The sequence below is a fragment of the Myxococcota bacterium genome, from assembly GCA_039030075.1.
Taxonomy (GTDB): Bacteria; Myxococcota_A; UBA9160; order UBA9160; family SMWR01; genus JAHEJV01.
Map to the genome: position 1 here is coordinate 287,495 of JBCCEW010000001.1, position 18,819 is coordinate 306,313.

The 18,819-nt window shown below is 69.2% G+C and carries 14 protein-coding genes and 1 tRNA gene; 7 read left to right on the top strand and 8 right to left on the bottom strand.

Annotation, left to right across the window (positions count from 1 at the left end):
- Positions 1-77: 77 nt before the first annotated feature.
- Together AAF430_01230 and AAF430_01235 are read right to left on the bottom strand one after the other, a co-directional pair.
- Positions 78-3,368, bottom strand: coding sequence for a hypothetical protein (locus AAF430_01230; protein MEM7408841.1), 3,291 nt, complete (start codon positions 3,366-3,368; stop codon positions 78-80).
- Complete coding sequence (locus tag AAF430_01235; GenBank protein MEM7408842.1) at positions 3,361-4,512, bottom strand: TonB family protein; 1,152 nt, start codon at positions 4,510-4,512, stop codon at positions 3,361-3,363. Before AAF430_01235 ends, AAF430_01230 begins: the two co-directional genes overlap by 8 nt.
- Positions 4,513-5,191: 679 nt before the next feature.
- On the opposite strand from AAF430_01235, the gene AAF430_01240 reads away from it, so the two are divergent.
- Positions 5,192-5,881: a MotA/TolQ/ExbB proton channel family protein gene (locus AAF430_01240; protein MEM7408843.1), complete on the top strand. Its 690-nt coding sequence runs from the start codon at positions 5,192-5,194 to the stop codon at positions 5,879-5,881.
- Positions 5,859-6,290, top strand: a complete 432-nt coding sequence (locus AAF430_01245) for a biopolymer transporter ExbD (GenBank protein ID MEM7408844.1) — start codon at positions 5,859-5,861, stop codon at positions 6,288-6,290. Before AAF430_01240 ends, AAF430_01245 begins: the two co-directional genes overlap by 23 nt.
- Before the next feature lie 23 nt (positions 6,291-6,313).
- Here the strand turns inward: AAF430_01245 and AAF430_01250 are convergent, their stop codons facing one another.
- Genes AAF430_01250 through aroA form a run of 4 tightly spaced genes read right to left on the bottom strand, consistent with a single transcriptional unit; the run spans position 6,314 to position 10,667 of the window.
- Positions 6,314-7,816, bottom strand: a complete 1,503-nt coding sequence (locus AAF430_01250; protein ID MEM7408845.1) for a DUF4350 domain-containing protein — start codon at positions 7,814-7,816, stop codon at positions 6,314-6,316.
- 9 nt (positions 7,817-7,825) lie between these two features.
- Entirely contained in the window at positions 7,826-8,617 is a 792-nt protein-coding gene (locus AAF430_01255; GenBank protein MEM7408846.1) for a hypothetical protein, read from the bottom strand.
- Entirely contained in the window at positions 8,614-9,384 is a 771-nt protein-coding gene (locus tag AAF430_01260; protein MEM7408847.1) for an ABC transporter ATP-binding protein, read from the bottom strand. The genes AAF430_01255 and AAF430_01260 overlap by 4 nt, the downstream gene beginning before the upstream one ends.
- Positions 9,385-9,392: 8 nt before the next feature.
- The gene (aroA, locus tag AAF430_01265; GenBank protein ID MEM7408848.1) at positions 9,393-10,667 is read right to left on the bottom strand and encodes a 3-phosphoshikimate 1-carboxyvinyltransferase; all 1,275 of its coding nucleotides are present in this window, start codon (positions 10,665-10,667) and stop codon (positions 9,393-9,395) included.
- A 212-nt stretch (positions 10,668-10,879) separates the two neighbouring features.
- On the opposite strand from aroA, the gene AAF430_01270 reads away from it, so the two are divergent.
- From AAF430_01270 to AAF430_01285, 4 genes are all read left to right on the top strand, one after another.
- Positions 10,880-12,022 carry an alanine--glyoxylate aminotransferase family protein gene (locus AAF430_01270; GenBank protein MEM7408849.1) on the top strand — a complete coding sequence of 381 codons (1,143 nt, stop codon included), beginning with the start codon at positions 10,880-10,882 and terminating at the stop codon, positions 12,020-12,022.
- 11 nt (positions 12,023-12,033) lie between these two features.
- Positions 12,034-13,620, top strand: a complete 1,587-nt coding sequence (gene serA / locus AAF430_01275; protein ID MEM7408850.1) for a phosphoglycerate dehydrogenase — start codon at positions 12,034-12,036, stop codon at positions 13,618-13,620.
- The gene (locus tag AAF430_01280) at positions 13,617-14,912 is read left to right on the top strand and encodes an adenylosuccinate synthase (GenBank protein MEM7408851.1); all 1,296 of its coding nucleotides are present in this window, start codon (positions 13,617-13,619) and stop codon (positions 14,910-14,912) included. Before serA ends, AAF430_01280 begins: the two co-directional genes overlap by 4 nt.
- Before the next feature lie 98 nt (positions 14,913-15,010).
- Positions 15,011-15,706, top strand: a complete 696-nt coding sequence (locus tag AAF430_01285) for an endonuclease/exonuclease/phosphatase family protein (protein MEM7408852.1) — start codon at positions 15,011-15,013, stop codon at positions 15,704-15,706.
- Positions 15,707-16,270: 564 nt separating this feature from the next.
- Here the strand turns inward: AAF430_01285 and AAF430_01290 are convergent.
- Positions 16,271-17,011 (bottom strand): hypothetical protein, encoded by a 741-nt coding sequence (locus AAF430_01290; GenBank protein MEM7408853.1) that lies wholly within the window; start codon positions 17,009-17,011, stop codon positions 16,271-16,273.
- A gap of 88 nt (positions 17,012-17,099) precedes the next feature.
- Entirely contained in the window at positions 17,100-18,155 is a 1,056-nt protein-coding gene (locus AAF430_01295) for a hypothetical protein (GenBank protein ID MEM7408854.1), read from the bottom strand.
- A gap of 182 nt (positions 18,156-18,337) precedes the next feature.
- On the opposite strand from AAF430_01295, the gene AAF430_01300 reads away from it, so the two are divergent.
- A tRNA-Lys gene (locus AAF430_01300) sits at positions 18,338-18,413 on the top strand.
- Positions 18,414-18,819 lie beyond the last annotated feature (406 nt).

The window sequence follows — 18,819 nt, forward strand, 5'->3', positions numbered from 1 at the left end:
TGGGCCCGTGACGGTCGTCACCGGGATGGGGGTTTTTTGCAACGTCGGCAGGGTGGCGGCGGAAGGTTCCGGTTCGCTTAGCGTTTCCACCAGAAGCCGCTGAAGCTCCCGCAGCCGAGGTGGGCGAATCCGCCCCCCGCGATCTTCGCGCCCGCAGGGACCGCCGCGGGCTGGTTGCCTCGGAAGCGCTGATCGACGAGGCCGTCGCCGTTCGTGTCTTCGTCCTGGTAGGCGAGGGCGCCGCCTTCGTAGACCTGGACGACGTCCGGCTTCCCGTCTCCGGTGGTGTCGGCATCGAGCCGGGCCAGCTGACCGCCCGACAGGATCTGGCGGGTGTCGGCGCGGCCGTTTCCGGACGTGTCGATGAGCACCTCGTTCACCACGCCGCCGCGCACCAGCGCGCGGGTGGTGAGCTTCTTGCCCGCATCGCCGAGCAGGCACTGGGCGGTGACGACGCCGTCGCCGGCGAGGAAGAGCTTCTTGTCCGGGCTGGACCCATTCTCGCCGCTCGCAACTTCCTGCACCTTCACCTTGCCGTTGCCGTTCATGTGGTTCAGGACGTCGGGTCGGCCGTTGCCCGAGGTGTCGAGGCCCTGTCGCACGAGGGCGCCGCCCTCGAAGAAGCTCCACACGTTCGTCGTGCAGTTGCCCGTGGTGTCTCGATACTCGGCGCGCACGGACTCGTCGGGATGGAACCACTGCTTGAGGTCGACGCAGCCGCGGCCACCCGTGTCCTGTTCGAGACGCGCCAGCTTCCCGCCCTCGAACCACGCCGAGAGGTCGGGCTCGCCGTTGCGGTCGCGATCTTCCTGCTTGCGGATGACGACCCCCTCGGCGCTGGTGGTGATCCAGGTGTCGGTGGCGCCGTCGCCATCCGCGTCGGCCTCCTGGATCTGCGTGCCCCCTTCGCCGGCGACGCTGCGGCGGTCGAAGGTGCCGTCGAAGTCCGAGTCCTCTTCCTGTCGGACGAGGCTGCCGCCCACGTAGTGGGCCACGACGTCGGGCGTGCCGTCGCCGTTGCGGTCCTTCTCCGTGCGCAGGATCTCGCCCGCCTCGTAGAGCGTCTGGGTGTCGAAGGTGCCGTCGCCATCCGAGTCCTCGCGCACCGCGCTGGGGCGCTCCTCGGCGTCGAAGGTCGTGACGATGTCGTCGTTGCCGTCGAAGTCCCGGTCCTCGCGCTGCTCGGTCTTCTTGCCGGCGGCATACGCGACCACCACGTCGGGGGATTCGTCCCCGTTGAGATCGGCTTCCGATGCCACCCGGGCGCCTGCCTCGTAGCGGGTCACGAGCTCGAAGCGCCCGTCGAAGTCCTGATCGGCCTCTTCTCGGGCCAGCACGCCGGCTTCGTACTGCTTCACGAGGTCCGGATTGCCGTCGAAGTTGGCGTCGATCTCTTCGCGCTCGGGGCGCTGATCGGCATCGAGCCGGACGAAGACGTCGGGTTTGCCGTCGCCGTTGGTATCCCGCTCCTGCTGCTGCTCGCGCCCATCGGCGAAGCGAAGGGTGGAGTCGAAGCTGCCGTCGCCGGTGGTGTCGCGCTGCTGAGAGACCTGCGCCCCGGCTTCGAACAGGGTGACCACGTCGAACTTCCCGTCGCCGGTCGTGTCGCGCTCCTCGCGCTGTTTCTCGCCGGCGGCGTAGGCCGTGCGCAGCTCGAAGCGCCCGTCGGCGTCGGTGTCGGCCTCGTCGGACAGCACCTGACCCTCCGCGTCGAGGGTGCCGCGCAGGTCGATCTTGCCGTCGAAGTTGCTGTCCTCTTCGAAACGCTCGGGCTTCCCCGCCGCGAACTGGACGGTGCGGTCCGGCTGGCCGTCGGCGTTGCGGTCTTCGCGGGTCTCCTGGGCCATGCCGGCTGCGTCGCTCGTGCGCCAGAAGTCGACCTGGCCGTCGCCCGAGGTATCGCGACGGAGCTCGCGCTCCTTGCCCGTCTTCGGGTCGAGTTCGACCCAGGTGTCGACCTGGCCATTTCCGTCCGTGTCCTGCTCCTGGCGCGCCAGCCGGTCGCCGCGGGTGTAGAAGTTCCAGAGGTCCGTCTGGCCGTCTCCGCGCTCGTCGAGCTCCACCCGGGTCAGCTGACCCTTCTCGTAGAACTCCTCGCGCGCCGCGGCTTCGTCCTTCGCATCGATGCTGCGCCGCACGAGCTTGCCGTCGGTGAAGGTGCTGCGGGTATCGAAGGCCCCGTCGCCGGTTTCGTCGAGTGACTCCGTAGCGACCCGCTCCTTCGCGTCGAAGGTGTACTTCGCGTCGACCTGACCGTCGCCGTTGCGGTCTTCTTCCTGGGAGGCCTTGCGCCCGTCGGCGAAGACGACGGTCGTATCGATGCGGCCGTCCTCGTCGGTGTCGGCGTCGCGTCGCAGCAGCACGTCGCCGTCGAAGAGGCTCACCACCTCGGGGCGCGCATCGCCCGCGGTGTCCTCTTCTTCCCGCACGCGCTTGCCGGCTTCGTAGAGGCGAACCAGCTCGGGAGCACCATTCTGATCCTCATCGATCTCTTCGCGCTCCCGCTTGCCGTCCGCATCCAGCAGGATCACGAGTTCGGGCGTGCCGTTGACGTCCTCGTCGCGCTGCTGACGGCGCTCGACCCCGTCTTCGAAGAAGGCCACGCTGTCGAACCGCCCGTCGCCGCTGGTGTCGGCTTCGCGGCGTTCGACGGTCTGGCCGTCCGACGCGAGGTGGGTGACGACGTCCTTCTTGCCGTTGCCGGTGGTGTCTTCCTCGATCCGCGTGCGGATTTCGTTCTCGAAGAAGATCGCCACCTCGTACTTGCCGTTCTTGTCGAGGTCCTGCTCTTCCTTGACCTTCTCGCCGTCGGTGAATCGCGCGAGGACGTTGGTGCGGCCGTCGTGGTCGCTGTCGATCTCGACGCTCTCGACGGCGCCCTCGCGGTAGTTCGTCACCCGGTTCGGTTGGCCGTCGAAGTTGGTGTCTTCTTCCAGCCGCTTCGGCTTTCCGTCCTCGAACTGGAGGGAGTTGTCGGCCTTGCCGTCGCCGTTCTGGTCATCGAGCTGCAGGCTCGGCTGGCCCTTGCGGTAGGTGATCCAGCGGTCCTTCTTGCCGTCGCCGTCGGTGTCCTCGTCCTGGCGAGCGGGCGTCTTTCCATCCTTCTCGAAGAACAGCCAGACGTCGTTCCGACCGTCGTAGTCGGTGTCGCGCTCGGCGCGCTCGGCCAGGCCGTCGATGTAGTAGACGACCTCGTCGAACTTGCAATCGCGGTTGGTGTCCTTGCGACTCTCGGCGATCTGCTCGGTGTCGTCGTAGAGGAGCTCGACCGGAGAGCAGTTGCTGTCCTGGGCAGACGCCGGCAGCGCCAGTGCAGCGAGAGCGAGACTGGCGAGCCCGACGCGAGAGTGACGCAGCGTGCTAGCCACCGACCGGGTTGCTGAAGGTGCCGACGATCGGAACGCGCGCGAGGCAGCGGACCGGTTCGGGCATGGGAGGGAAGGGCGCGGCGGAGCGCAGGGCGTCGACGGCACTGGCTCCGAGCGCGTTGTCTTCGGTGCTGACGATCGTGACGCTCGAGGCCGAGCCGGCGACGTCGACACGGAAGCGCAGCTTCACCTTGCGTCCAGCGTCGACTCCGGGCGGCAGGACCCAGCGGTCGTAGACCCGGTCCTTGATGCCGGACACATAGGTGCGGACCGCGGGCCGATTGAGGCAGGTCTTCTTCGAGACCGGCTCGGTGCCCGTGCCGTTCGGCGCTTCACCGCCGAACACGCCCTGGCCGATCGAGGTATCGACCGCGACGACGAGTGCACCTTCGGGGGTGCCGACCACGTCGCGGTTGGAAATCACGCCTTCCTGAACGGAACTGCCATTGCCGCTACCGATGGCAATCGGCGAGGTGCCGACTGTCGTGCCCACCGGCGCCGCTTCCACCTTGCGCGGTCCCACCGAGGGGCCGGCAGGGACGTTGACCTTCGTAGGTCCGCGGACGACCGGCCCGGCGGCGCGGGCGACGTCGACGGCCGCGACCTGGGCACGCGCCGCACTGTTGACCGCCGAGACGCGCTCGACGACCACCGCCTGAGAGCGGATCTCCGTCGGAGCGGCGCGCGTCCCGACCGCTTCCATCTGGAAGGTCTCCGCCGCGACCACGGGTGCCGCCTCGGCGATCACGTGGGGGTTCACGATCTGGGGCTGGACCGCCTGCACCGCGGGTGCGAAGGGCAGGTTCCGGCGCTCGGCCAATGCGCGCGGCGCCGAAGCCGGTTTCGGCGGGGGCGGCGGCGGCTCGACTTCTTCGCGCAGGATCTGCACGGGGATGATGGTCTCTTCGATGACCGGGGCCAGGCTGGCGAGGAAGAGCAGCACCGCGAAGCCCGCGGCGTGCAGGAGGAAGGACCCGGTCAGGAAGGTGCGCGTGCGGGCATCGTCGTCGGACTCGACGTAGCCCGGGTAGGCCGCGGCTGCGGCTCCCGCGCGCGGGGCCGCCATTGCGGCAGCCAGCGCGCGCCGCTTCGGTCGCGCCTTCTGCTTCTTACGGCGGCCCTGGATCAGATTTTCGCTCGTCACAGGCAACTCAGACTTTCCAGCGGTTCCATGACCGCGCCCTGCTCCGGGGTCGCGCGAAGCCATGGAGGGCAGATGCAGCCGCGCCGCGCGTCCCGGTGGCGGATTTCCCCGCACCGCGGACCGGGCGCTTCACACCCACCTGTTCTCCAGTGCCACTTTCCACCTCCGAGGTCACGCGATCGGTGTTCGGGGCCACACACATTCACACTTCGAGGATCGGCAAGCCGGGGCGGTGCTTCCCGAGTACAGTCGCGGGCGATTCCTGGGGTGCGCTGGGCCGCGTTCGCGGCCGGGCAGAAACGGTGCAAGTCCGAGGGAAGCGTCCGAGAACGTGGGCGTTTTCCCGGTGCGCCAGAAGACCAAGGATGTCCGGGGCCGGATGGGTTCGAGTGCGGTCCAGGGGGTGAGCACCTTCGAAAGACGCCCGCAGGGCGCGGAGATTCAGCGAACCCCGCTGGAACGAAGGCGATCCTAAGTAAGGGTCCTGGGGGTGTCAAACCTCCGAGAGGCCTTTCGAACGCCGGCAGGCGATTCGGTAACCTGCTGACGCCAATAAGGAAAACAGTTTGCCGCGAGAGGCGGCGAGCGCGTCCGACGCGGCACCCGAGCGGCGCCGCTCGGGGACGGGCGCGACGGCCGGATTCCCTGCCGGGATCCGGAGCGAGAAGGAGAAGAGACCGTGGACTCCCAGACGATTCTCGAGCTGATCCACCAGGGTGGGATGACCAACTACCCGCTGCTGGTCGGGTCGATCCTGGCGCTCGGTATTTTCTTCGAGCGGCTCTGGCGCTTCCGCGGCGTGCAGGACGCGACGCGGAAGCTCACCAAGGAAACGATCGACCTGCTCGTCCGGCGTGATCTCGCCGGCGCACAGAAGCTCTGCGAAGACTCGGATCAGCGGATCGCCGAGATCTACACCGAAGCGATGCGGTGGCGGAACGTGCCCCTCGAAGACCTCGAGCGCGTGCTGCTCACCTCGCGGCAGGAGGCGTCCTTCGACCTCAAGCGTGGCCTCTGGGTGATCGGTACGGTCGGATCGCTGGCACCCTACGTCGGCCTGTTCGGCACGGTGGTCGGCATCATTCGCGCCTTCGGCGACATGGCCGAGCACGGCGCCGGCGGTTTCGAGGTCGTGGCGTCGGGCATCTCGGAAGCCCTCATCGCGACGGCCGCTGGCCTCGCGGTCGCCATCATCGCCCTGATGTTCTTCAACTACCTGCAGACGCGGGTCGGCGCGATCGCCGGCACCTACGCGCGCTCCTGCGAGCGCTTCGTGCAGGCATTGCTCTTCCTCGAGTCGGCCGATGCAAAGGTGGTCGACGAGACGGCAGACGCGGAGGTGGCCGATGGCTTCGTTCCGGCCGGCTGACGACGAGAACCCCGATGACGGGGTCGTCGCCGAGATCAACATCACCCCGCTGACCGACGTCTTCCTGGTGTTGCTCGTGATCTTCATGGTCACGACGTCGGTGGTGGCCAATCAGAGCAAGAACATCGACCTGCCAGGTGCGGCGGTCAGCGATACGACCCCGACGGGCGTGACGGTGGAAGTCACGCCCGACGGCGAGATCCTCGTGAACGAGGTGGCTGCTAGCGAAGAGAACCTCTTCGAGGTGCTCGAATCGGCGCTCGCCGACTCGCGCGAGAAGATCGTGATCCTGCGCGGAGATCGGAAGGTGCTCCTGGGGCAGGCCGTGAACATCCTCGACGTGGCGCAGCAGGCGGGAGCCCAGGGCATCGCCTTGGCGACCAAACCGGCGGTGTCCGAAGCGAGCTGAGCAGGCGTTCGCTCTGCGGCGGGCTAGCCGGCCCGTCTGCGGAGCGCGAGCCACAAGCCCGTGAGCAGGAGCAGCTCGGGTACCAGCAGCCCCAGGCCGTAGAAGGATTGGAGCGCGTCGGTGGCGGGCAGCGGGAACTGCACGCGGTCGCGCAGCTTCGGTCGCAGCGTGATCGCGGGCTCGCGGCCCAATGCCCAGTGCACGCCGTTGAGCACGAGGTCGAGGTTGTAGACGCTGCGCAGGTGTCGGTTCGACGCGAAGTCGGCATCTCCCACGGCGAAGATGCGCGCCTCCCCCGCTCCGCGCGGGTAGCGACCACGCACGGCGATCGGGCGATACGAGCCCGCCGCTTCGACCTCGGAGTCGGGAGCCGCCGGGTCGACCAGGCGTGATCGCGGGCTCGCGTAGACGAGCGCACCCACCCGGGCGTCGGGTTCGGTCCTGCGCAACGCGAACGAGCGGGCCCCTACGAAGAAGGTGAAGCGGCTGGCATCGAGCCCGTCGGTGATCGGGTGGGTCTCGTAGTGGCGGGCGGCGATCTCCGCTGGCGCGTCCACGACGCCCTCCGGATCCCGAAGTTCGGCATCCGGGGAGGCGAGTCCGAAGCGCTCCAGCAGGGGTTCGAGGCCCGAGCGCACGCCTGGCTCGAGGAAGGCGATGAGCGATCCGCCCCGGTCGAGGTGTCGTTCGAGGGCGACGACGGTGCGATCGGGCAGCGCGCGCTCGGGGGCGAGCACCAACACGGCGTCGACCTCGGCCGGGACCTCGGAGAGCGCGAGGGAGGAGCGGCGTCGGAGCGTGTACCCCTCGGTGGCGAGGGCGGCGGCCAGGCCGGCGAAGCCGGGCGCGTCGCCGCGCGCGAGGTCGCCTTCCCCGTGGCCACCGAAGCTCAGCAGGGTGGCGGCCTCCGCCCCGCAGAGACGGTAGAGCGCTTCGTAGAGCCCCCCTTCGGTCGGACGTGTCACGCGCTCGAAGTGATCGCTGGTTCCGGGTTCCCCGCGGAGCCTTACGACCACGCTGTTCGAGCGTCCGATGCCGTAGTGGTCCGCTTCAGCGGGCGCCTCCGCGAGGGAGAGCCCGCGCCAGTGCACGTCGCCGAAGCGCGCGATCGCGTCGAGCAGCAGCGCCGTGCGGCGGTTGCGCGGGTCGCCGGGTTCGTGGAAGTGCAGGAGCTCGACCGGGCCGCACAGTTCTTCTACGGCACGCTGGGTGGCCTCGGAGACTTGGTAGCGCTGCTCGAAGGTCCAGTCGGCGCGCCAGTCGAGCCAACGTGCGCCCTGGAAGAGCACGACCGCGAGGGCGCCGGCGACGCCCACGCCCGCGAGGCCCCGCCACACCAGGCTGTGTGCGGCGCGGCTGCTCTCCGTGTAGAGGCTGACCGCACCGCGCGCGATCGAGGTGGCGAGCGCGAGCAGACCGAGCCCCACATTGAGGGCACTGAACGCGCCGAAGCGTCCCGTGGCGTAGTAGGCGCCCAGACCGAAGGCGAGGGCGAGGCAGCCCGCGAGACCCAGCTCACGCGTCACGACGGCCCCTCATGCACCCACCCGACGCAGGTCCCAGGCGAAACGGGCGAGCGCCAGCCCGACGAGGATGACCCCGGCGAAGTAGGCGAGGTCGGTGGCGGCGACGACGCCCTCGGCGAGGGTGCCGACGTGCTCGCGCAACGAGAGCTGGCGCAGGCTTGCGGCGAGGCCCTCGTTCACGAAGGGCGTGGCCCAGCCGAAGTCCCAGAACACGAAGGCGGCGGTCCAGGCGGCGATCGCGGCCACCCACTGGTGCGATGCGAAGGCCGAGCACGCGAGCCCGATCGCGGCGACGGCCAGGCCGTGGAGCCAGAGCCCGAGGAAGACGGAGAAGAGGTGTTCGGCGCCAATGCCACCGCGCTCGATCGCCGCGGCCGGGTAGAGGAAGCTCGCGGCGAGCATTCCGGTGACCAGGACGAAGGTCACCACGAACTTGGCGACGACGATGCGTCCTCCGGTCAACCGCGTGGCGAAGAGCAGCGTATCGGTTCCCCGGGCCCGTTCTTCCGCGAAGACCCGCATCGTCACGAGCGGGATGGCCGCCAGCAGGGTGACCGCGAGGGTTTCGGCGACCGGGAAGAAGACCGAGTCCCAGAGGTTCACGTAGTCGGGCAGGGTGTCGGTCTCGAATCCCCCCATCGTCGAACTCGCGTAGACGAAGAGCACCTGGTTGTAGACCTGGAGATGCTCGAAGAAGATCAGCGCGCTGACGAGCGAGACACCCGTGAGGACGAGGTAGACCCCGCTGGTTCCGAACAGACAGGCGAGCTCCTTGCGAAGCAGGGCGAGGAACGGCGTCATGCGGCGTCCGGGGGCGCGTCGAACCATTGGAGGACGCCGCCCGCGTCGAGCACCTCCGCGGTGGTGCCCGACGCGACACAGCGTCCCGCTTGCAGCACGGCGACGCGCGCGGTCAGCCGTCGGGCTTCGTCGAGGTCGTGGGTCGAGAGCAGCAGGGTGCGGTCGCCGGCCAGCCCCGCGAGCAGGCCGCGCACCGCTTCGCGCTGGTGGGGGTCGAGGCCGCTGGTCGGTTCGTCGATCACGACGAGCGCGGGATCGTGGAGAAAGGCCTGGGCCAGGGAGACGCGCTGGCGCGTTCCCTTCGACAGGGGGCCGATTGGCCGGCGCGCCACGGCGGTGAGATCGAAACGCTCGAGCTCGCGTTCGACTGCCCGGCGTGCGTCGCCGCGGCCCAAGCCGCGTGCGCCGGCCATGAAACGCAGGAAGGCGTCGACGCGCAGCTCGGGGTAGAGGGCGGGGGTCTCAGCGGTGAACCCGAGTTCGCGATGGACGGCGTCCGGTGCGTCGATGGGGGAGTGGCCGAGGACGCACAGCGATCCGGCGCTCGGCAGCAGCGCGCCGGTGATCATGTGCAGCAGCGTCGTCTTCCCCGCGCCGTTGGCGCCGAGCAGTCCGAAGGCCTGCCCGCGCGGAACCCGGAGGTCGAGGCCGCTGATGGCGCGGCGGTCGCCGAAGCGGCGCTCGAGGCGACTGGCTTCGATGGCGGGGGAAGCGTCCGTCGCCGCCGCGTCGGAACGTTCGGTCGGTGTGTCCGGGGCGCTCGGCAAGCGGGACCTCAGAGCTTCTCGAAGACGTCGAAGAACCCGGGCCAGGTCTTCGACACACAGCTCGGGTCACGAATCACGACCCCCGATTGGACCAGCCCTGCCAGGGCGAAGGACATCGCCATCCGGTGGTCGTCGTAAGTGTCGATGGCGGCGCCGCGGAGGGGACGCGGATCGATGCGCAGGTCGTCCGGCCCGGCGTCGGCCCGAACGCCGAGCTTGCGCAGCTCGGTCTCGAGGGCGGTGAGCCGGTCGGTCTCCTTGATCCGCAGGTTGGCGACATTGCGAATGTGGGTGGGACCGTCGGCGAAGCACGCGACGACCGCGAGCGCGAGCACGGCGTCGGGCAAGCGGTTCATGTCGACGTCGATGCCGCGCAGCGATCCCGAGCGCGCGACCGCCGCCCAGTCGCCGCCGCGCTCCACGGAACAACCCATCTGGGCGAGCAGCTCGAGGATCCCCAGGTCGGGCTGTTGGGTATCGATGCGGAGGCCGTCCACGCGCACGCGTCCGCCCGCAATGGCGGCCGCGCAGAAGGGGTAGGCCGCGGAAGATGCGTCCGCTTCGATCGGGTAGTCGCGGCCCGCGTAGCGTTGCTGGTTCGACACCTGGAGGCTGCGCGCGTCCCGCCAGCCCGCTTCGGCACCGAAGTCGCGCATGACCTCGAGGGTGAGGTCGATGTAGGGCACCGAGACGACGTCGCCTTCGAAGCCGAGGGTGACGGGAGCCGCGGCGTAGGGCGCGCTCAACAGCACGGCCGACACGAACTGGCTCGAGCGGCTCGCGTCGATCCGAGCATGCCCACCCGGGAGGCCACCCCCGGCCACCCGCACCGGCGGGCAGCCACCGGCGCCTTCGAGGCGGCAGGAGGCGCCCAGTCCTTCGAGGGCGCGGGTGAGATCGTCGATCGGTCGCTCGCGCATCCGGGCGTTTCCGTCGATCACGACCGGTCCGGCTGCGAGGGTGGCGGCGGCGGTGAGGAAGCGGGCGGTCGTGCCCGAATTCTGGGTGTCCAGGGGCGTCTGCGGGGCGGCGAAGCGCCCATCGACGCCCGGCACGATCCAGGGGTCTTCTCCGGCGTCCACGCGACAGCCCAGAGCGGCAAGCCCGCGCTGCATCGCCACCGTGTCGTCGCTGTGGAGACCGCCGCGGAGCCGACTCTCGCCGCGGGCCAGGGCCGCGACGAGCAGGGCGCGGTTGGTGACGCTCTTCGATCCCGGCACCCGCACCCGGGCGTCGAGTCGGCCTCGGGGAGCGATCGTGAGCTCGTCGGGCAGCGGCTTCACGCGCTGCAACCTACCCCAAGGGCGGGCACTTCGCGGGTCGCGTTGACACCCCCCAGGCACTCCAGCAAACTCTCGTCTTTGCGCGACTTTTGCCGCTGCCCCAGACCCTCCGCGGGCCCTGGAAGCGCACTCCCGGGGCCCCCGGGCCCCGCGGCGTCCCGCAGTTCCTGCCCACCCAAAACCCTTCGTCCCGTCTCGGGAGCCCACCACCCATGTTGAAGCGTCGACTCTTCACGCCCGGCCCGGTGCCGGTGCCGGACCGCGTGCGCCTGGCGATGGCCCAGCCCGTGATCAACCACCGGGCGCCCGACTTCCTGCCCGTGTTCCAGGAGTGCAAGCGGGGCCTGCAGCGGCTGTTCCAGACCGAGAGTCCGGTGCTGATGTTCGCGGCTTCGGGGACCGGTGCGATGGACGCGGCCGTCTCGAATCTCCTCTGCGCCGGCGACCACGTGCTCGTCGTGCGCGGTGGGAAGTTCGGCGAGCGCTGGACCGAGATCGCCGAGGCCTACGGCGTGCGCACCACCAACATCGACGTCGAGTGGGGCCAGGCCGTCGACCCGAAGGTCGTCGAGGCCGCCCTCGACGCGAACCCGGACATCAAGGCCGTCTACCTCCAGGGTTCCGAGACGAGCACGGCCGTGCGTCACCCGGTGCGCGAAGTCGCCGAGATCGTGCGCCGCTCGGACGACCGGCTGATGGTCGTCGATGCGATCACCGCGGTGGGGGTCTACGACCTGCCGATGGACGCCTGGGGTCTCGATGTCGTGATCTCGGGGTCGCAGAAGGCGTTCATGATGCCGCCGGGTCTCGCCTTCATGGCGCTCTCGGACCGCGCCCAGCGCTTCATGCAGACCTCGGACCTGCCCCACTACTACTTCTCGCTCGACAAGGAGCTGAAGGGCCTCGAGACCGACCAGACCTCGTGGACGCCGGCGGTGAGCCTGCTCATGGGGTTGGCCGAGTGCCTGAAGATGATTCTCGACGAGCAGGGCCTCGAGGAGACCTGGACGCGCACCGAGAAGCTCGCCCACGCGACCCGCGAGGCGATGCGCGCGATGAACCTCGAGCTGCTGGCGCCCGACGACCCGAGCCCGGCCTGCACGGCCGTCCGGGTTCCCGACGGCATCGACGGGGCCGCTCTGCGCAAGCACCTGCGCGACAAGCTCGGCTACACGCTCGCCGACGGTCAGGGGAAGCTGAAGGGGAAGATCTTCCGCATCGCCCACCTCGGCTACTTCGATCGTTTCGACACGATCGCCTGCATCGCCGCCGTCGAGATGGCGCTCGCTTCTCTGGGCTACGTCCACAAGCTCGGCGAAGGCGCGCGCACGGCGACCGAACTGCTCAGCGACTGACGGAGATCCGCGTGCCCAAAGTCCTCGTATCCGATTCGCTCGCGACCCAGGGCCTCGAGATCCTCGAGCGCGCCCCGGGGATCGAGGTGGTGGACTCGCCCGGCCTGTCGCCGGAAGAGCTCCTCGAAGCCATCGCCGACGCCGATGGCCTGATCATCCGCAGTGGCACCGAGGTGACCGCCGAGGTGATCGAGGCCGCGAAGCAGCTGGCCGTGGTCGGCCGTGCCGGGATCGGCGTCGACAACGTCGACGTGGGCGCGGCGTCTGCCCGCGGCATCGTCGTGATGAACACGCCGGGCGGCAACACGGTGACCACCGCCGAGCACGCGATCGCCCTGCTCGTGTCTCTGGCGCGCCACGTGCCTCAGGCCACCGCGTCGATGAAGTCCGGGAAGTGGGAGAAGAAGCGCTTCGTCGGTGTCGAGCTCTACAACCGCACCCTCGGCGTGCTCGGGCTCGGCAACATCGGCCGGATCGTCGCCGAGCGCGCACGCGGGCTCGGCATGAAGGTGCTCGCCTACGACCCCTTCCTGTCGGAAGAGGCGGCGGCGAAGCTGGATGTCGAGCTCCTGGATCTCGAGTCGCTGCTCGCGCGCGCGGACGCGGTCAGCGTGCACGTGCCCCGCACACCCGACACCGCGGGGCTGCTCAACAAGGCGGCCTTCGCGAAGGCGAAGCCCGGCCTCTTGGTGGTGAACGCGGCCCGTGGCGGGATCGTCGACGAAGAAGCCCTGCTCGAAGCCCTGGATTCGGGGCAGGTCGGGGGCGCGGCCCTCGACGTCTTCGAGCAGGAGCCGCCCGCTGCGGATCACCCGCTCGTGAGCCACGAGAAGGTGATCTGTACACCGCACCTGGGAGCCTCGACCGAGCAGGCCCAGGTGAACGTCGCGATCGCCGTGGCCGAGCAGGTGCGCGACTACCTGGTCGGTGGGGTGATCAACAACGCCATCAACGTGCCGTCGATCTCGAAGGAGCTCGCGACCCGGATCCGTCCCTACCTCACCCTGGGCGAGAAGCTCGGGCGTTTTCAGGGGCAGCTCTGCAAGGCCTCGATCGAGCAGATCGAGATCGAATATTCGGGCGCGGCGGCCGAGCTCGACGTCGCACCGATCACCGTCGCCGTGTTGAAGGGCCTGCTCGAGCCCGTGACCGACTCGGTGAACATGGTGAACGCGCCGATCATCGCGCGCGAGCACGGCATCAAGGTGATCGAATCCAAGGCGAGCCGCACCGAGGACTTCGCTAGCGCGATCACGACGCGCGTCGTGGGCTGCGACAACCGTCTGATCGTGGGCGCCGTCTTCGAAGGCGGGCAGCCGCGGATCGTGCGCGTCGACGACTTCATGCTCGAAGCCATTCCCGAAGGCCCCACGCTCTTCATCCAGAACCGAGACGAGCCCGGCGTGGTCGGAATCGTCGGGACGATGCTGGGTGAAGCGGGCATCAACATCTCGCGGATGCAGCTGGCGCTGCAGCCCGAAGGAGGGCAGGCCGCCATGCTGGTGAACGTGCAGCCGGCACCGCCGGAGAACGTGGTCGAAGCCCTGCGAAACATGCCGAGCGCCGTCTCCGTGCAGCTGCTGGACCTGGGCTCATGACCACCCTGATCGCGGTAGGCGCCCAGTGGGGCGATGAAGGGAAGGGGAAGGTCGTCGACTGGTTGGCCCAGCGGGCCGATCTGGTCGTGCGCTTCCACGGCGGCAACAACGCCGGCCACACCCTGGTGGTCGATGGCGAGCAGACCGTGCTCCACGTCGTGCCGGCGGGCGTGCTCGACCCGGGTACGGTCAACCTGATCGGGCCCGGCGTGGTCGTCGATCCCGACATCCTCCTGGGCGAGCTCGAGACGCTCCTCGCACGCGGCGTCCTGAAGGACCCGTCGCGCGTGCGGGTGTCGGGCCGTGCCCACGTGATCTTCGAGTGGCACCGTGCGCTCGACAAGGCGCGCGAAGAGGCGTTGCGGGGCAAGGCGATCGGGACCACGGGGCGTGGTATCGGCCCTGCCTACGAAGACAAAGTGACCCGGCGCGGGATTCGCGTGGCCGACCTGCTCGACCCGGACCGGCTGCGCGAGGCGATCGCATTCCTGGGCGAGAAGAAGAACTTCGAGCTGACGAACGTCTACGGCTGGCAGGCACTCGACATCGACGAGATCGCCGAGCGCGCCGTCGAGTGGGGACGGCGTCTCGAACCCTACGTCGACCACACCGAGCGCACCCTCGAGCGCGCGCTTCGCGACGGCAAGCGGGTGCTCTTCGAGGGCGCCCAGGGCAACTTCCTCGACATCGACCATGGCACCTATCCCTACGTCACCTCATCGAACTGTGTGGCGGGGGCGGTGTGTGCAGGGGCCGGAATCGGGCCGACGCGCATCCAGGGCGTCCTCGGCATCACCAAGGCCTACACCACGCGTGTGGGGGGTGGGCCGTTCCCGACCGAGCTCGATGACGCGCTCGGCGAGCAGCTGCGCCAACAGGGAGCGGAGTTCGGTGCGACGACCGGGCGTCCGCGTCGCTGCGGCTGGCTCGACGGGGTGATGCTGCGCGAGGCGGCCACGGTGAGCGGCTACACGAGCCTCGCAGTCAACAAGCTCGACGTTCTGTCGGGCCTCGATGAGATCAAGATCGCGACCCAGTACCGCATCGACGGGAAGCTGACCGACGAGTTCCCGATGACCCTGGCCGAGATCGAGCGGGCCGAGCCGATCTACGAGAGCCACCCGGGCTGGACGGGGGACCTGACCACGTGCCGCCGCTTCGACGAGCTGCCGACCGCGGCCCAGGACTACGTGAAGCGGGTCGAGGCGCTGGTCGGGGTGCCGGTGGAGCTGATTTCGATTGGTCCCGGCCGTGACGAAACCATCGCTCGCCGCGACCCATTCGGCGACTGAGGGCCCGCCCAGTTCGTTCCGGGGCGTTTTCGGGGCCCTCCCCGCGGCGCCGTGGTTCGGGTTCAGCCCGAAGCGCCAGCCGCCGAAAGGCACAGGGCATGCCCGACCGATTGCGGATTCTCTCGGCGAATTTGTGGGGAAGCGGTGGCGCGACGCCGGAGGCGCTCGAGCGGGTGCTCGTGGCCGAGGACGTCGACGTCGCGTGCTTCCAGGAGCTGGCGCCCGAGCAGGCCGAGGCGATCGCCAGCGTGCTCCAGCACGGCCAGCTGGAGCCCTCCGAGGACCACTACGGCCTGGGGATCGCGCTGCGCGCGCCCGCCGATTTCGGTCGCTTGGAGATGCAGGAGAAGCCGGTTCGGACCGTGCGTCTCGACCCCAAGGACTGGCCCGGTCTCGGCCGGGAGCTCTGCGTCTGGAACGTGCACGTCTGGGCGCCGCACGTGCTGCCCATCCCGCGCAGTCTGGCGACCCGGCGGGTGCAGATCGCGTCCCTGATGCGGCATCTGGCGGGTGTCGGCGCCGAGGACCCGCTGGTGCTGGTGGGCGACTTCAACGCGACGCCGCTGTGGCCGGTCTACCGTCGGGTGGCCAGCGTGCTGCGCGACGGCCCGCTGGAGGTGGCGCAGCGCCAGGGCCGGACCGCGGCGTGGACCTGGGGACCCTGGTCGGGCGCGCCCCGCATGCTGCGCATCGACCACGCCTTCGTCCAGGGAGTGCACGTCGAGGACGCGCGCACCCTGCACATCGAGGGTACGGACCACAGCGGACTGCTCGTCGACGTCACCCTCGGCTAGCCGAAGGTCGCCCCTTCCCAAGACCGGTTCTCACGCGCGTCTCCAGAAAGACGAAGCGGGTGAGCGAACCTGGTGGGAAGTTCGCTCACCCGCGCGTGGAATCGGGCGAAGCCGCGGGAGTCGGTTCTGCTGCAGCGCGACGCATCGAGAAGCGTCGAGAACAGGAGCGGCGGGGCGGGAAGAGCGCGACCCGGGGGCCATCCGGCCTGGGGCGCGAGGTGCTTGTTGGGAGCACGCCCTGTCCAGGGAATGCTCAGAGGTCTTCCTGCCTCTGCTGAGACACCCGCTTGATGGGGAGCTGACCTCGCCTCGTCTCCATGAGCCGTCCGTTGGGCCGGGCCTTCCGGCCAACGCTCGACTTCGTCTCGGTCTCGTTCCAGGACGTTCGAAATCCCGGTCCTTGCTGATCCTCGCTGAGCTTGGGGATCGCTCAGCTCGGATGTGCCGACCAAGGGGGTTGTCCGGCACGAGAGAGACGGTACGCGAAGAAAAAGCGAAAATCAACCCCTTGGTAAAAGAAAAGCGAAAATTAATTCGCCTCGCACCCCGGCGGGTACCGGGCTGCTACCAGCGCCGCCGGCGCGGGCGGCGCCTTTCTCGGCGCTCCGAGATCTCCACTTCGAGGCCCACCAGGTCCGCCGCGCGAACGGTGCGGATGGGCTGCCTGAACTCCCGCTGGAGATCGAACAAGAAGCTCATCCGGTACGCATTCGTCGCGAACGGTCGAATCGCTTCGTTGCAGCGGCCGCGATCTTGGCGGCCGTACGACGAGAACACCGACAGGATCGTGACGCGCTCGGGCTCGGTGTCGCGCCGGAGCCCAAACAGCATTTTCTCGCTGCCCTCCCGCCGGACGTAGCCCGGGGTGATCGTCTCGACGCGGGAACCCGGGATCATGGGGTCCCCCGAACAGTCGATCGTCTCGAACCCCACGTCCTGGCGACCATGGACATTCGGTGTGTCGACCGATCGCGATCCGGACACCTGGAGCGGCATCGGAATGAAGCCATCGGGCTCGAATGAGACGATGACAGCGGCGAGACGCGTCGAGCCCGGGCCCATATAGGCGTCGAGCTGATTCACGCTCGCGTAGGCCTGGAACGGCCAATAGTCGATCACGGGCCCGATCACGCGGTCGTTGTCGTCGACGACGATCGAGGATTGGTCGAGCGCCTCCACGATGGCCTCCAGGCGATCTACGCGGTCGAAGAGGTCCCGCAGCCATGGGCCCGCTCCCAGCGAGAAGACGGCCACGAAGGCCAGCCCGATCCAGATCCCCATGCGTCGCGGCAGCGTGTTCGGCATGACCGAGGGATCGACCTGCCGTTGCCGGCGCTTGAACCGGCAACCCGCTGGCAACGGAAGCCTCGAGCGGGGCGCGACCCGCTGCCCGCTAGCGGCTTGGGCCGCTCTGTCTTCGTGCGACGCGGCGGCGTCGTAGCATCGCGACGAGGCCGGCTCCGAGCAGCAGCGCCCACTGGGAGCGCGGCTCCGGGAGGCCCAGGGGCGGCGGGCAGAGGACGACGAGTCCGGCCAGCGGGTCCGATTTCGCCTCGAGCTGCTGATCGGGGAAGACCGGATCGCTACCCAGCGCGCAGGCCTGCGAGGTGTGGCCGCGGAGGTAGACGTCGAAGAAGCGCCGCGTCTGGGTGGCGAGGTACGCCTGGGTCACGGCGTCACCCTGGTTGCCCATCTCGCCGTGGTCGTTGCCGGGCAGGACGGCGAGGAGCTTGTCGTCGAAGCTCGGAAAGCGATCGAAGGGCACGCGGCGCCAGCCTTCCTGCTGAATCGTGCCGATGGCGTTCGTGTCCATCTCGTCGCCGCCCACGAAGCTGAAGACGGGCAGCTCGATCCCCGCCCAGGTGTTGTCGGCCGGGCCGTCGTCGAAGGCGCCGAACTGGTCGGCGCCCTGGGGCGACACCGGCGCGATCGCGACGACGCGCGGGTCGCGCAGGCTTCCGAACGGCGGATAGACCCCACCGGCAAGGGCCATCGACGTGTAGGCGCCGAAGGAGTGGCCGCCATGTCCGAAGGTGTCCAGCGCGAGCTCGCCGCCGAACTCGGCGGGCAGGTGCAGGCTGCCGTCCTGGAGCGCATCGAGCACGAAGGACACGTCGAGCGGGCGGTCGACCCGATGGGGCACGCCCGGCGCCGAAGGCAGGTGGTTCAGGTGGATCGCGACGTAGCCCCCGGCTGCCCAGCCGGTTCCGAAGTGGCCGAGTCGCGTGTGCCCATCGATCGAGCCGGTCCCGCCGTGCGAGAAGAGGAGCACCGGCGCGGTGCCAGAGAACGCCTCGGGGTAGTAGAGCGTGTAGGCGATCTCGCGGCCGCGCGCGGTGTCGAAGACGCTCGCGACGAAGCTCGCGACCGTGAACTCGGCCTGCGCCGTTCCTGGGACACCGAGCCCGAGGCCGAAGAGCAGGGTCGCGATCCAGGCCCAGGACGGCATGCGCACCTCCCGACCGCATGGCGTTTCGGGGGCAGACGCATCGCCGCGGTCTGGAAGGGCGAACCCGCCGGGCCCCCGGAAGTTGCGCAGGAAATCGAAGCTGCGCAGAAACGCCGCCCGGGTGGCGCGGGACCGCCCGCGAAGCGCATCGCTCCGGGCCCCGACGCCGCTATCCTCCGCCCGGGCCGTTAGCTCAGTTGGTAGAGCACCGGACTTTTAATCCGAGGGTCGGGGGTTCGAGCCCCCCACGGCCTACCAGAAAAGCGCACACGCCTCCGGGGTTTCCGAGCGAAGGCGTCTGGCAGGTTGCGACGTAGCTGCGCCCTCGTGTGTCTACATCGTGGACACAGTGCGGGTCGCGTTCGAACCGCGGAGCGCTCCTCACCTCGTCACCCATCGTGAGGAATTTCGCTCGATCGGCGGAGCAGCGCAAGGTGGGACTACGCAGGCCGGATTCGCCAGCAAGTACAGGGTGGCGCGCGCGCTCGAACGCTGTTTCGTCGGGTTTCGTTCGGCGAACGCGACCTCGGTCCAGTCGTCCTTGGATTGGATTCACGGACACCGGCGGTCGAGCTCGACGGTGCAAAACGGGTATCCGCGGCCGTCGAGACACGCGGATCGAAGCAAGAGGTGATCGTGCGAGCGATACGAGAAATCCGCCGCA